Source organism: Ruegeria sp. CDSA221, assembly GCF_059611825.1.
On record NZ_JBXWPK010000005.1, the window covers coordinates 149,122 to 162,098 of the forward strand.

Genomic DNA, 12,977 nt, shown 5'->3' on the forward strand with positions numbered 1-12,977 from the left:
TGATCCGTCGCCCTATTTTGCCTGTTTTGGGTCTGACGGTCGGAGCTTTAATCTGTCAGCGGATCACCGACCCGCATGATTTCCCACTCTAGCGTGATGCCGCTTGTTTCGTAAACCTTTTTTCGCACATCTTCGCCCAACCCTTCGAGGTCGGCAGCGGTGGCAGAGCCGGTGTTGATCAGAAAATTGGGATGCTTGGGGCTCATCTGCGCTCCGCCCCGCATCACGCCCCGCATTCCTGCGTCGTCGATCACCTTCCAGGCCTTGAGGTCATGCACATCATCTGCGCGGCCCGTCGAGGAAAACCCGGCCGGATTGCGGAAGGTCGAGCCCGCGCTGCGATCTTTGGTCGGCTGAGTCTCATCCCGCTTTTTCAACTGCGAGTCCATGCGGGCATGCAGTTCATCAGGATCATCTAGGGGGCCTTCGAACGTGGCCGAGATCAGCACCGCTCCCTCAGGCAGATCCGACTGACGATAGCGAAAATTCAGTTCTTCGGGCGTCAGATCGACGACCTGCCCTTGCCGCGTGATGATCGTCGCCTTGCACAGAACATCCGCCGTATAGCTGCCATAACATCCCGCATTCATCCGCACAGCGCCGCCAATCGACCCCGGAATGGTTCGCAAAAACGTCAGGTCCACGCCCGCATCAGCTGCCTTGCGCGCCACATGCCCATCCAGCGCCGCCGCGCCTGCGGTGACAATGTTGCCCTCAATCGAGATGCCATTAAATCCCCGGCCCAACCGGATCACCACGGCGCGCAGCCCTCCGTCCCGGACGATCAGGTTAGAGCCGACGCCCATCGGGAAAACCGTGATATCGTCAGGCAAGTCGCGCAGAAACTGCTGCAGGTCTTCCTGGTCGGCGGGTTGAAAGAGGAAATCCGCCGGTCCTCCGACCCGCAACCAGGTCAGATCATTCAGCGGGCGGTTCTGGGTGAGCTTGCCGCGTGGCGAGGGAACAGAAGTCATGGCCGCTAATTCGCGGATTTGAACCGCCAAAGCAAGCTGTATCCGCTATTGCGCGGCACCCAGGATCCGACGCAACCACCGGCCCAGATAAATCACGGGCCAACGCAGTACCGAGATCCCAGCAACCAGAACAATCAACCCGATCCATGGGCCGTTCTGCAGCGTGACATAGCCAACGATAGGAATACCCGCAGCAATCAAGAAATAGGCGCGGGTCCAGTGATTATCCTTGCTGGGGATCATCGCCAGGACATTCGCAACAACTCCCCACAGGGCGGCAAGGGCAATGGACCAATTCATTCGTCGTCCCCTCGGCCTGTCCAACGTTGCCAATAGTGGCGAATTGGGTTGCGGAACATGGATGCAAAAGCCGCGAAGCCCAGGACCGAAAAGAACCAGCCGAAATCGTAACCCAGCCAGACAATCAGCGCCGGCGCAACGATAACCAACACAATCCCCGGTGGAAATTGCAGGCGCATCGGTAGCATGGCCACGATAGTCGACGCTATGACCCACAACCCTGCAAATAATACCGAATACGCCAAATCTTGCCTCCGAGACCGCTTTTTCTGCGGTTGCACGATCACTCTTTAGGGTTGCACCACAAAAGAGTCCATTACGTCACATCGCCTGTTATTTCTGCAAGCGCGAAGGCAGGCCATTGGCCCAGGCGCTGATCGTACCGGCACCAAGGCAGACAACCATGTCTCCGGGGCGGGCCTGTTCACGAACCAGACGTTCGAGATCGGATTCGTCCATCAAAGCGCGGGCATGTCGATGCCCATGCCGGATCAGCCCCTGAACCAGGTCATCGCGGGACGCCCCTTCGATCGGGTCCTCTCCGGCAGCGAATATATCTGCGATGGCAACAACGTCGGCGTCATTGAAACAGGTACAGAAATCATCGAACAGATTAGACAAACGCGAATACCTGTGGGGTTGATGGACCGCGATCACACGGCCTTCGGTGGCCTGGCGTGCGGCTTTCAGAACCGCTGCGATTTCAACCGGGTGGTGACCGTAATCGTCGATGATTGTGACGCCATCGACCTCACCCACTTTGGTAAAGCGACGATTGACGCCACCGAAATTAGCTAACGCTTCGCGGATTTCGGCGGCTTTCATGCCCAGATGGCGGGCAACAGCAACGGCCGACAATGCGTTCGAGACGTTGTGGTCGCCTGGCATCGGCAGGGTGCAACCCTCGATCCTCTTGTCTTCGTATTGCAGGTGAATGTCGAAATGTGCGACGCCGCCCTTATAGGTCAGGTTCTCGGCCCGCACATCCGCCTGCGCGTTGAAACCATAGGTCCGCACGCGCCGGTCTGTGATGCGACCCACCAGTGTTTGCACTTCGGCGTGGTCGGTGCAGCAGACGGCAAGCCCGTAAAACGGCAGGTTCGAGACAAATTCGTAGAACCCGTCGCGCAGCTGGTCGAAATCACCCCAATGCTCCATATGCTCGGGGTCGATATTGGTGACAATGGCAATGGTCGCGGGCAGCCGGTTGAACGAGCCGTCGGATTCGTCCGCCTCGACCACCATCCATTCGCCCTGCCCCATCCGCGCATTCGAGCCATAAGCGTGAATGATACCGCCATTGATCACGGTCGGGTCAAATTCCCCTGCCACCATCAGTTCAGCCATCATCGTGGTGGTGGTGGTCTTGCCGTGGGTTCCGGCAATGGCAATGTTGGATTTCAAGCGCATCAACTCGGCCAGCATATCGGCCCGACGCACCACTGGCAGGCCGCGCGCACGGGCACCGTCCAGCTCCGGGTTGCCCGGTTTGATCGCGGTCGACACCACAACCACGGCGGCGTTCTCAAGGTTTTCAGCACTTTGACCGACAAAGATCTCGGCGCCCAGACCAGCAAGGCGGTCGGTGATTTTCGACGCTTTCAGGTCCGAGCCCTGCACCCGGTAGCCCAGATTCAAAAGCACCTCGGCAATGCCCGACATCCCGATCCCGCCGATACCCACGAAATGGATCGGCCCGACATCCTGCGGCAGTTTGGTTGCTGGGGTCATGCGGTCTCCTTCTGCGCCAACTGTTCGACCTGGGCGACCAAACGCTCGGTCGCGTCCGGTGCGCCGGTCGATAAGGCGGCATGGGCCATCTTTTGCGCGGCTTCGGGGTTTGTCAGAACTGCGGTGATTTGCTGTGTCAGCGAAGGAACGTCAAGCAGGTTCTCTGGGATCATGATTGCCCCTCCGGCCTGAACCAGCCCGCGTGCATTGGCGGTCTGATGATCGCCCGCTGCGGCGGCATACGGGATCAGGATCGAGGGCCGTCCGATGACGGAAATATCCGCAACACTTGACGCACCTGAGCGTGATATCACCAGCTGCGCATCGGACATACGACGGGGCACATCCTGAAAGAACGGTTTCACTTCGGCACGGATACCGTGGTCGTCATAAAACGCGGAAACACGGGCGCCGTCTTCGTCACGGGCCTGATGTGCGACACGAATATGGCGGCGCATCTCATCAGGCAGCGCGGCAATCGCTTCGGGCACAATCTGACTAAGGATGCGCGCACCTTGCGAGCCACCCATCACCAGGATCGACATCGGGTAATCGCCCGGTGGGATATAGCCCGCCGCAGCCCGGTCCAGCACAGCGGCCCGAACCGGGTTGCCGGTATGTATGCCCTTTGCACCGTCCGGCAGATCAGTCGGCCAGACACCACAAGCCACCTGCGCCACGCGAGTCGCAAACAGCTGATTCACGCGGCCCAAAACGCCGTTCTGTTCATGGATCATGCGCGGGATCTTCAACATCGTCGCAGCGCCCAGCGCTGGGATCGAGGGGTAACCGCCAAAGCCGACCACGACGTCCGGTCGATCGCGCAGCATCTGAAACGCCATACCGGCGACACCACCTGCGACCTTGGGGCCGACCATCAGTTTGGCGGGCAGTCCGCCACGAGCGAAGGTGGCCGAAGACGCCTCGACAATTTCAGTCGAATGCGGAAAGCCACCCGTATATCGTGCGCCGCGCGTATCGGTGGACAAGCGCACACGCCAGCCCCTGTGCAGCATCGCCTCGGCTAGCGCCTGAGCCGGGAACATGTGGCCCCCGGTCCCGCCAGCCGCAATCAGAAGGTAGGGTTTGCCCATCAGCCTCGTCCGCGTAGAATATCACCAAGTTCGCCCTGTGGGCGGGTGCGGGTAAACGCCAGAAGCATGCCGATTGCAATACCACCTGCAATCAGCGAGGACCCACCATAGCTGACGAACGGCAAAGTCATGCCTTTGGCAGGCAAAAGGCGCACGGCGACGCCCATATTGATCATCGCCTGAACCCCGAACATGCAGGCCAGACCGGTGCCCGCCAGACGGATGAACATGTCGCGCTCGCGCATCAGCCGCAGCAATGACCGCACGACGATCAGGGAATACAGTGCGATGATAATCAGCACCAGGATCAGGCCATATTCCTCGGCCGCGACAGCGATGATGAAATCCGTATGGGCATCGGGCAGCGACCATTTCACCTGCCCTTCACCCACGCCGACACCGAAAAGCCCGCCCTCGCGGATCGCATTGGTGGCATAGCCCAGCTGAGTGGTCGGATCGACCTCTTGGTTCAGGAACCCGTCAATGCGTCGGGCGAAATGTTCCGAGTTGGAATAGGCGAACATACCGCCAAGCACGACAAACCCCGCCATACCAACCAGCAACAACATCGGCGCACCGGCAACGAAATACATCACGCCCCAGCCAAACAGGATCAGGCAGGCCTGACCAAAATCGGGCTGCATAACCAACATGGCGACAATCGCCATGCACAGCGCAAAAGACCATAGCCGACCGGGCGGGCCGTTGATCTGTTGTGACGCGGCCAGCAACCAGGCCGCCACAACGATAAACCCGGGTTTCAGAAATTCAGACGGCTGCAGCGAGGCAAAGCCAAGCGAATACCAGCGCACCGCACCTTTGCCAAAATCTGTGCCAAAGACGGGAAGGAAGACCAGCGCGACAAAAGCAGCAAGAAACCCCAACACCGCCAGACGTCGAACCAGTGTGGGCGACATCATCGAGGTCAGCAGCATCGCAACAAGCGCCATTCCGCCGAACAACGCCTGGCGTTCGACGTAATGGAACGGATCGAACCCGTTGCGACCAGCCAGCGGCGGCGATGAGGCCAGCCCCAGCAACAGCCCGATGACAAACAGGATCAGTACGCAGGACATCGTCCAACGATCAATCGTCCGCCACCACTTTGGTAGAATCGGTTCTCCGCGCTGGTTCTGGACCGCGCCATACACCATCTCAGTCATGAGATACCGCCACTATCTGCCTCGTTAACGCCCCGTTTTCGGGGTCTACGTGCGAGTCTACAGGGGTTTTAGCGTTTGGGCTAGTGGAATGACGCCGCAACATGGGGAAATTGGCGCCTTCAAGCCAGTGATCCGCTTCAGGGCTTCCAGTCCCAGGCGTTCGGATCACCTAGGGAACAAGATCGTAGTGCTTTATCCATCTAGATTCGACCAATTCAGCCTTTTTTCCCAGTCGAACTGTGACTTGGGAAATGCGCGTGATCACTGAACCGCTCTCCTGTGCAGTGCGTCAAATTGAGCTTCCTTGTCGGGCGTATTCTGGCACATGGTATTCCGGCCTAAATCACAAATGTTCCAACTGCCAATTTCATTCCATTTTCCCAAACCAATCAGAGGACGGAGCCACAGTCACGGACGGACGTTTGCAGCGCGTTTTCACGTCTCCCCCTTGCCATCCCAGCCATTCCACGCCATCCCCCGCGCATGACTTATGATACGATCATCCTGGGCGCCGGTGCTGCTGGCTTGATGTGTGCCGCCCATTGCGTTGGGCGCGTTCTGGTGATCGACCACGCGAAGGCGCCGGGTGAGAAAATCCGCATCTCGGGCGGCGGGCGGTGTAATTTCACCAATATGTACGCGGGGCCGGGCAACTTCCTGTCTCAGAACCCGCATTTCTGTAAGTCCGCATTGGCGCGCTACACGCAGTGGGATTTCATTGAAATGGTCGGGCGTCATGACATCGCTTGGCACGAGAAAACACTGGGACAGCTGTTCTGCGACGGTTCCTCGAAACAGATCATCCAAATGTTGCTGGATGAAATAGAGCGCGCCGGGGCCGAGCTCTGGGTAAGGACCGAGATGAAGGACCTGCGCAAAACCGACACTGGTTTCGCGCTGACGGTTGAACGCGAGGGGCAGCGTCATGCCCTGACCTGCACCAATCTGGTACTGGCCACGGGTGGCAAGTCGATCCCTAAAATGGGGGCGACGGGTCTGGCCTATGACATTGCGCAGCAGTTTGGACTGTCGCTCACCGAAACGCGTGCGGCGCTGGTTCCGTTCACCTTTTCCGACGGCAAGTTCAGCGAGTTGTCCGGCGTCTCGCTGCCGACGCGGCTGTCGAACGACCGGACCAGCTTTGACGAGGCTTTGCTTTTCACACATCGCGGCCTCAGCGGACCAGCTGCGCTGCAACTATCCTCATACTGGCGCGAGGGTGAGGCGATCCGGGTCAACCTCATCCAGGATATGCCACTGTTCGACCTGCTGCGAGATCAGCGCCAAAACAGCGGACGCAAAGCCCTGACTACTGAACTTTCCCGACACCTGCCCGCGCGTCTGGTGGATCACCTCAGCCAGCAGATCCCTATGACCGGCAATCTGGCTGATCAATCGGACACTGCCCTTTCGGACCTGGTCGAGGCCCTGTCGAACTGGCATCTGACCCCGTCCGGGACCGAAGGCTATCGCACCGCCGAGGTCACGCTGGGCGGCATCGACACCGATGATCTGTCGTCAAAAACGATGGAGGCCAGGGATGTCCCCGGCCTCTATGCGATAGGTGAAGCGGTGGATGTCACCGGTTGGCTGGGCGGGTACAATTTCCAATGGGCATGGTCCTCAGGCTATGCCACTGGAACTGCAATCGCCAGCCGTGGTTAGCCGACACGGTATTTGCGCGGCACTAGCCGACGACGTTGTACCCACGGCCGCGCATGCAGTTACGCACCAACACTTCTTTGTTCTGGTTCTTGTTGATCACATCCGCACCGGCGCCAACCAACGCACCTGCAACTGCAGCACGGCCCAGATTATCGCTGCTGTCCTGTACGATCCCGGTCACTGCGGCTGCGCCAACGGCGCCGATGGCTGCATTCCCGGCCGTGGTGCCATCAACAGATGCCTGCGATGCCGCAAGCTGTTGGCACTGCTGAAGATCAACGTTGTAATTAGGGCCAACCGGACCATCGATGATCGGCTGGTAGTTTGCGCCAGTGTTGGTGCAGGCACCCGCAATCAGAATGGCAGGCAAGATCAGGGAAAACTTACGATATGGCATAGTCATAACCTCGTGTTGAATTTGACGGGTAGCAAAACCAAAAAATATGGCGCGTCAAGCTGATAGCATCTCAGCTTGGCCCAACCGGCGATCTATTGCAAATGGCGTGTCCTAAAGCCGTTTACGAACCTGTTCTGCAAAATCCTCACCGCGTTGTTCGAAATTGTCATATTGATCAAAACTGGCTGCGGCGGGGGCCAGCAAAATCGTCTCGCCCGACTGCGCGTCGTTTATTGCCTGTTCAACGGCTTCTGCCATTGTGGTGCAAACCACGGTATCTGCCTGTAACTGCATTGCAAATCCGGCAGCTTCGCGCCCGATCACATAAGCCTTGAGCACATGTTCACTGGCTGAGTTGAGTGCAGACAACCCGCCCTCTTTCTCAAGCCCGCCACAGATCCAGCGGACCTTCTTGAACGCGTTCAACGCCTTTACTGCGCTGTCGACATTGGTCGCCTTTGAATCGTTCACATAGGTGACCCCATCCGCTTGGGCGATGATCTGACTGCGATGCGGCAGGCCCGGATAGCTGTGCAACGCATCCTGAATGATCCGAGGGGCCAACCCCAACGCGCGGCACGCGGCGTAGGCGGCACAGGCATTCTGGTGATTGTGTGCACCGGGCAGACCTTTGATCTCGCGCAGGTCAATCGACCCCGCCTGTCGCCCCTTGCGATATTCCGACAGGAACCCTTTGCGCGCAAATACCTGCCATCCGGGTCCGGTCAACTTGCGGGCAACCGAGATACGGATCACCCGGTCATCCGTTGGCGCTTCGGCCAGCTGACCAGCCAGAAAGGCGCCTTCGTCTTCATCCACGCCGATCACGGCACGGTCAGGGCCACCTTCGGCAAACAGACGGCGCTTGGCGGCGAAATAGCCCCCCAAGCCACCGTGACGATCCAGATGATCCGGTGACAGATTGGTGAAAACGGCCACATCAGGTGTCAGCGACCGCGCAAGCTCTGTCTGATAACTCGACAACTCCAACACCACGACCGAGCCATTGCCCCCTGGATCAATGTCCAATACGCCTCGGCCGATATTCCCCGCCAGCTGTGCCTCACGGCCAGCTTCGGTCAGGATATGATGGATAAGTGCGGCGGTGGTTGATTTCCCGTTCGACCCGGTCACCGCGACCACGCGGGGCGGAGTATCGAGATTGTCCCATTCTGGCCCGGCGAACGAGCGGAAAAACAAACCGATATCGTTATCCACCGGTACCCCGGCCTCAAGCGCGGCCGCCACAACCGGGTTAGGCTCTGGGTACAGATGGGGGATCCCCGGCGACACGATCAGAGTGGCGACATCATCAAACGCCCCGTGACGGCCTAGATCGCAGCATGTGAACCCTTCGGCTTCGGCCGCCGCGCGTGCAGCCGGATTATCATCCCAGCAGACGGGTTCGGCCTTACCGGCCCGCAAGGCGCGCGCCGTGGTCAGGCCAGACCGACCCAGCCCCAGAACCGCAACTTTCTGTCCTGAAAACCCTTTGACCGGGATCATATTTCCCACCTTCTTTCGACTTCAAATGCGCCGACACACTGCACAGATGAACCTGCCATTGGCAAGATCGACAGCAGGTTCGTGCGCAGCGCGAGCCCGGCCCAACAGGAGGCGGCGGGCCGGCTGTCCTCCGAACCTGGCGGGAGCCTACCGGACCTTCAGCGTCGCAAGCCCAATCATCGCCAGGATCAGTGAGATGATCCAGAACCGGATCACGATGGTGGGCTCGGCCCAGCCCTTCTTCTCATAGTGATGATGGATCGGGGCCATCAGAAACACGCGACGACCTGTGCGTTTGAAATACAGCACTTGGATGATCACGCTCAGCGCTTCGACCACGAACAGACCTCCGACGACAGCCAACACCAATTCGTGTTTGGTGGCCACCGCAATCGCTCCCAAAGCGCCGCCCAAGGCAAGCGATCCAGTATCGCCCATGAACACGGCCGCAGGCGGCGCGTTATACCATAGAAACCCAAGGCCAGCACCGAACAGGGCCGAGGTGAAAATAAAGATTTCGCCGGTTCCGGGCACGTAATGCACATCCAGATACTCAGTGAAGTCGACCCGGCCCACTGCATAGGCGATAATCCCCAGGGTCGATGCGGCGATCATTGCGGGCATGATCGCCAGCCCGTCCAGCCCATCGGTCAGGTTCACCGCATTTGCTGACCCAACGATCACGACAATCGCGAAGGGAATGTAGAATATCCCCAGATTGAGCAGCGTGTCTTTGAATACCGGCACAGCAAGCTGATTCTGCAGCGCCTCAGGGTGGTGCATCGTGGCCCAAATAGACGCAAGAACTGCGATAACCACACCAAGTCCTAACCGCATTTTCCCCGAAACACCTTTGGTGTTTTGCTTGGAGACCTTGGCATAGTCATCTGCAAACCCAATGGCGGCATAGGCCAGCGTCACGAATAAGACCATCCAGACATAGGGGTTGTCCCACCGTGCCCAAACCAGTGTCGATGTGACAAGCGCGCCTACGATCAGCAAGCCGCCCATGGTCGGCGTGCCCGCTTTGGAGAAGTGCCCCTCGGGGCCATCATCCCGGATCGGTTGCCCTTTGCCCTGCTTGCGGCGCAGAACATTGATCAGCGGTTTGCCAAAGATAAACCCGAAAATCAGCGCTGTCATAAAGGCACCGCCCGCCCGGAACGTGATGTACCGGAAGAGATTGAAAAAATCCCCTCCGTCCGACAGGCCGGTCAACCAATAGAGCATATCAATACCTTTCCCGTGCGGCGATCATGGCTCAAGCGCGTCCCCTTGCCCCATTTCCCGCAAACCGTCAACAATTCGCGCCAGCGCCATGCTGAGTGATCCTTTGGCAAGAACAGTGTCGCCTGCGCAGATCAGCTCTGGCAGCCGTTCAGCCATCTCAACGCTGGTCTCAAACCAAAGTCCGCGCTTTTCCGCTGGCAACGCATCGTAAAGCGCTTTCATAAGCGGGCCAATGCAGTGAACCTGATCCATCTGCGTCATAGCCGCGACATTTGCCATCGCTGCATGCATGGGGATCTCTTGTGCGCCCAGCTCTTTCATATCACCCAGAAATGCGACCCGGCGCCTGCCCTGTGAGGCGGCCAAAACTTCCAAGGCAGCCTCCATCGAAGTTGGATTGGCGTTATAGCTGTCGTCCAGCAATTCGACCTGACCACCATCCGCCAGTGAAATCTGCTCGCGAAAGCCGCGACCTTTTACCGGCAACCAGTTGCCCAAGCCTGCGATGGCTTCGTTCAGGTCGACACCAAGTTCAACGCAGGCCGCCAATGCCCCAAGTGCATTCATGGCAAAATGAGTGCCTGCTGATTGCACATCAAAGGAGATGGCTTTTCCGTCGACCCTGGCCGTTGCATGGACCGAGTCCGGTTTCTGCACAACTCCGGTCAGCACGTAATCTGACGCAGCGCGTCCAAAGTCGACAATCCCTGCCCCAGCCTGAGTTGCGTATTGGCGCAGGATGTCGGCATGTTCGATATCCGCATTTACGATGGCCGCGCCGCCTGGGAGTAACCCTTCAAATATCGCTGCTTTCTCTTGGGCTATACCTGCGACGGACTCGAATGCTTCCAGATGGACTGCCGCGACGGTGGTAACCAAGGCCACATGCGGGCGGGCCTGACGCGCCAGCGGAGCAATCTCTCCGGGGTGGTTCATCCCGATTTCTATCACGGCAAATTCAGTGTCGCGCGGCATCCGGGCAAGCGTCAGCGGCACACCCCAATGGTTGTTGTAACTGGCAACGCTGGCATGGGTCTTCCCCTGCGTTTCCAGAATATTGGCCAGCATTTCCTTGGTCGATGTCTTGCCGACACTCCCGGTCACGCCAATCACGCGCGCCTCTGTCCGGGCGCGGGCCGCCTGCCCCAGCGCCTCAAGCCCGGTCTGCACATCTTCGACGATCAACAAAGGAGCATCCGAGGAAACACCTTCGGGAATCCGCGACACCAACGCAGCGCCTGCGCCCTTCTCAAGAGCTTGCGCCACAAAATCGTGGCCGTCGCGTGCCGCTTTGAGAGCAACAAACAAGTCGCCGGACTGCAGTGTCCGGGTGTCGATGGATACGCCATTGATTTGCCAATCAGCAGTGGCACGCCCACCCGTGGCCGCAGCGGCCTCGGCCGCAGTCCAGAGCGTCATGCCACCCTCCCGTCGAGGGCGGCCACGCTGATGCTGGCCTGTTCTACGTCGTCGAAAGGTAAAACCTGATCGCCCACGATCTGGCCTGTCTCGTGCCCTTTACCGGCGATCAGCAGCGCATCACCCGGTTGCAGGGCATCTATGCCGCGCAGGATGGCTTCGGCACGATCACCCACCTCGGTCGCCTCGGGCGCGCCCAGCATCACCGCAGTACGAATGGTGGCCGGGTCTTCGGTGCGGGGATTGTCGTCGGTGACAAATACCACATCAGCGTTATTGGTCGCAGCCTTGCCCATCAGCGGGCGCTTGGTCGCATCACGATCTCCGCCGGCACCGATGACGGCAATCAGCCGGCCCATTACATGAGGGCGCAAAGCCTTGAGTGCCGTGGCCACAGCATCTGGCGTATGGGCGTAATCGACAAACACAGCAGCCCCGTTTTCACGCGTCGCAGCCAGTTGCATCCGTCCCCGGACCGTCGTCAGATGCGGCAGGGTCTCGAAAACACGCGTGGGATCTTCGCCACCAGCGATCACCAGCCCACATGCCAGCAGGATGTTTTCAGCCTGGAACCCACCGATCAGGTTCAATCGGGTCTGATAAACCTTACCCTGCCACGAAAACCGCAGATCCTGCCCGGTTGCATCAAAGCGCTGATTGAGCAGACACAGATCTGCATCACCCAATCCAACGGTCAGCACATTTTGTCCACGGGTTTCAGCGATACGACGAACCTGCCCACCCTTTGGATCGCTCATGTTGACCACAACCGTGCCGTCCTGAGGCAACACGCGGTCGAAAAGTCCTGCTTTGGCGGCAAAATACGCCTCGAAGGTTTCGTGATAATCCAGATGATCCTGGGTGAAATTCGAGAAACCCGCTGCCGCCAACTGTACCCCGTCGAGGCGGCGCTGCTCGAGACCATGCGAGGATGCCTCCATCGCCGCATGCGTCACGCCATTCTCAGCCGCCTCGGCCAAACACCGATGCAGGGTGATCGGTTCGGGCGTTGTATGCGCCAAAGGGGCCGTCCATGCGCCTTCGACCCCGGTTGTGCCCAGGTTGACGGCGGCATGACCCAGTTCCATCCAGATTTGGCGGACAAAGGTCGCGACAGAGGTTTTACCATTGGTCCCCGTCACAGCCACGATGGTCTGAGGCTGCTTTCCGAACCACAGTGCTGCGCATCCTGCCAGCGCCTGCCTTGGGTCTTCAACCACCACCAGCGCGGCATCCGTCCCCGCAAGCACGCCCGCTGCGACCTCGGCCCCTTCGGCATCGGTGAGGATTGCGGCGGCCCCCATGCGCAGAGCATATTGAATGAACTCTGCGCCATGGACCCGCGTTCCCGGAAGTGCCGCAAACAGATAACCGTCTTTGACCTCGCGGCTATCAACGGCCAACCCGGTGATGTCGGGGTTCGCACCTGCGCGCGCAGTCAGGGCCAGTTGGCTGAGTTTCTTAGTCCTAGTGCCCATGACCCACCTTTCGCCGGACG

12 protein-coding genes are annotated in these 12,977 nt (G+C 59.2%); 1 reads left to right on the forward strand and 11 read right to left on the reverse strand.

The features are described 5' to 3' along the window. Positions 1 to 47 precede the first annotated feature (47 nt). From murB to ftsW, 6 genes are all read right to left on the reverse strand, one after another. The gene (murB, locus tag AC2FJ5_RS09675) at positions 48 to 974 is read right to left on the reverse strand and encodes a UDP-N-acetylmuramate dehydrogenase (RefSeq protein ID WP_496793230.1); all 927 of its coding nucleotides are present in this window, start codon (positions 972 to 974) and stop codon (positions 48 to 50) included. Positions 975 to 1,019: 45 nt separating this feature from the next. Then, positions 1,020 to 1,274 (reverse strand): DUF2484 family protein, encoded by a 255-nt coding sequence (locus AC2FJ5_RS09680; RefSeq protein ID WP_142635031.1) that lies wholly within the window; start codon positions 1,272 to 1,274, stop codon positions 1,020 to 1,022. Next, on the reverse strand, positions 1,271 to 1,519 hold the full coding sequence (locus AC2FJ5_RS09685; protein WP_142635033.1) for a DUF2484 family protein: 249 nt from the start codon (positions 1,517 to 1,519) through the stop codon (positions 1,271 to 1,273). The genes AC2FJ5_RS09680 and AC2FJ5_RS09685 overlap by 4 nt, the downstream gene beginning before the upstream one ends. A gap of 88 nt (positions 1,520 to 1,607) precedes the next feature. Then, positions 1,608 to 3,005: a UDP-N-acetylmuramate--L-alanine ligase gene (gene murC, locus AC2FJ5_RS09690; RefSeq protein ID WP_282021454.1), complete on the reverse strand. Its 1,398-nt coding sequence runs from the start codon at positions 3,003 to 3,005 to the stop codon at positions 1,608 to 1,610. After that, entirely contained in the window at positions 3,002 to 4,099 is a 1,098-nt protein-coding gene (locus AC2FJ5_RS09695; protein ID WP_496793231.1) for a UDP-N-acetylglucosamine--N-acetylmuramyl-(pentapeptide) pyrophosphoryl-undecaprenol N-acetylglucosamine transferase, read from the reverse strand. The genes murC and AC2FJ5_RS09695 overlap by 4 nt, the downstream gene beginning before the upstream one ends. Next, on the reverse strand, positions 4,099 to 5,262 hold the full coding sequence (gene ftsW / locus AC2FJ5_RS09700) for a putative lipid II flippase FtsW (RefSeq protein ID WP_496793232.1): 1,164 nt from the start codon (positions 5,260 to 5,262) through the stop codon (positions 4,099 to 4,101). The genes AC2FJ5_RS09695 and ftsW overlap by 1 nt, the downstream gene beginning before the upstream one ends. Positions 5,263 to 5,745: 483 nt before the next feature. On the opposite strand from ftsW, the gene AC2FJ5_RS09705 reads away from it, so the two are divergent. Next, positions 5,746 to 6,927, forward strand: coding sequence for a BaiN/RdsA family NAD(P)/FAD-dependent oxidoreductase (locus AC2FJ5_RS09705; RefSeq protein ID WP_496793233.1), 1,182 nt, complete (start codon positions 5,746 to 5,748; stop codon positions 6,925 to 6,927). A gap of 22 nt (positions 6,928 to 6,949) precedes the next feature. On the opposite strand, the gene AC2FJ5_RS09710 is transcribed toward AC2FJ5_RS09705, so the two are convergent. The 5 genes from AC2FJ5_RS09710 to AC2FJ5_RS09730 form a co-directional block, all read right to left on the reverse strand. Further along, entirely contained in the window at positions 6,950 to 7,324 is a 375-nt protein-coding gene (locus AC2FJ5_RS09710; protein ID WP_246097157.1) for a glycine zipper family protein, read from the reverse strand. 111 nt (positions 7,325 to 7,435) lie between these two features. After that, entirely contained in the window at positions 7,436 to 8,830 is a 1,395-nt protein-coding gene (murD, locus tag AC2FJ5_RS09715) for a UDP-N-acetylmuramoyl-L-alanine--D-glutamate ligase (protein ID WP_496793235.1), read from the reverse strand. Between the two features lie 147 nt (positions 8,831 to 8,977). After that, positions 8,978 to 10,060, reverse strand: a complete 1,083-nt coding sequence (gene mraY, locus AC2FJ5_RS09720; RefSeq protein ID WP_282021459.1) for a phospho-N-acetylmuramoyl-pentapeptide-transferase — start codon at positions 10,058 to 10,060, stop codon at positions 8,978 to 8,980. 24 nt (positions 10,061 to 10,084) lie between these two features. Next, positions 10,085 to 11,479 carry a UDP-N-acetylmuramoyl-tripeptide--D-alanyl-D-alanine ligase gene (locus AC2FJ5_RS09725; RefSeq protein WP_496793236.1) on the reverse strand — a complete coding sequence of 465 codons (1,395 nt, stop codon included), beginning with the start codon at positions 11,477 to 11,479 and terminating at the stop codon, positions 10,085 to 10,087. Continuing rightward, positions 11,476 to 12,957 carry a UDP-N-acetylmuramoyl-L-alanyl-D-glutamate--2,6-diaminopimelate ligase gene (locus AC2FJ5_RS09730; protein ID WP_496690903.1) on the reverse strand — a complete coding sequence of 494 codons (1,482 nt, stop codon included), beginning with the start codon at positions 12,955 to 12,957 and terminating at the stop codon, positions 11,476 to 11,478. Before AC2FJ5_RS09730 ends, AC2FJ5_RS09725 begins: the two co-directional genes overlap by 4 nt. Between the last annotated feature and the right edge of the window lie 20 nt (positions 12,958 to 12,977).

What these genes read in the sequence shown, in the direction of transcription:
- murB (WP_496793230.1), bottom strand. Translation starts at nt 974, where the DNA reads ATGACTTCTGTTCCCTCGCCACGCGGCAAGCTCACCCAGAACCGCCCG.
- AC2FJ5_RS09680 (WP_142635031.1), bottom strand. Translation starts at nt 1,274, where the DNA reads ATGAATTGGTCCATTGCCCTTGCCGCCCTGTGGGGAGTTGTTGCGAAT.
- murC (WP_282021454.1), bottom strand. Translation starts at nt 3,005, where the DNA reads ATGACCCCAGCAACCAAACTGCCGCAGGATGTCGGGCCGATCCATTTC.
- AC2FJ5_RS09695 (WP_496793231.1), bottom strand. Translation starts at nt 4,099, where the DNA reads ATGGGCAAACCCTACCTTCTGATTGCGGCTGGCGGGACCGGGGGCCAC.
- ftsW (WP_496793232.1), bottom strand. Translation starts at nt 5,262, where the DNA reads ATGACTGAGATGGTGTATGGCGCGGTCCAGAACCAGCGCGGAGAACCG.
- AC2FJ5_RS09705 (WP_496793233.1), top strand. Translation starts at nt 5,746, where the DNA reads ATGACTTATGATACGATCATCCTGGGCGCCGGTGCTGCTGGCTTGATG.
- AC2FJ5_RS09710 (WP_246097157.1), bottom strand. Translation starts at nt 7,324, where the DNA reads ATGCCATATCGTAAGTTTTCCCTGATCTTGCCTGCCATTCTGATTGCG.
- murD (WP_496793235.1), bottom strand. Translation starts at nt 8,830, where the DNA reads ATGATCCCGGTCAAAGGGTTTTCAGGACAGAAAGTTGCGGTTCTGGGG.
- mraY (WP_282021459.1), bottom strand. Translation starts at nt 10,060, where the DNA reads ATGCTCTATTGGTTGACCGGCCTGTCGGACGGAGGGGATTTTTTCAAT.
- AC2FJ5_RS09725 (WP_496793236.1), bottom strand. Translation starts at nt 11,479, where the DNA reads ATGACGCTCTGGACTGCGGCCGAGGCCGCTGCGGCCACGGGTGGGCGT.
- AC2FJ5_RS09730 (WP_496690903.1), bottom strand. Translation starts at nt 12,957, where the DNA reads ATGGGCACTAGGACTAAGAAACTCAGCCAACTGGCCCTGACTGCGCGC.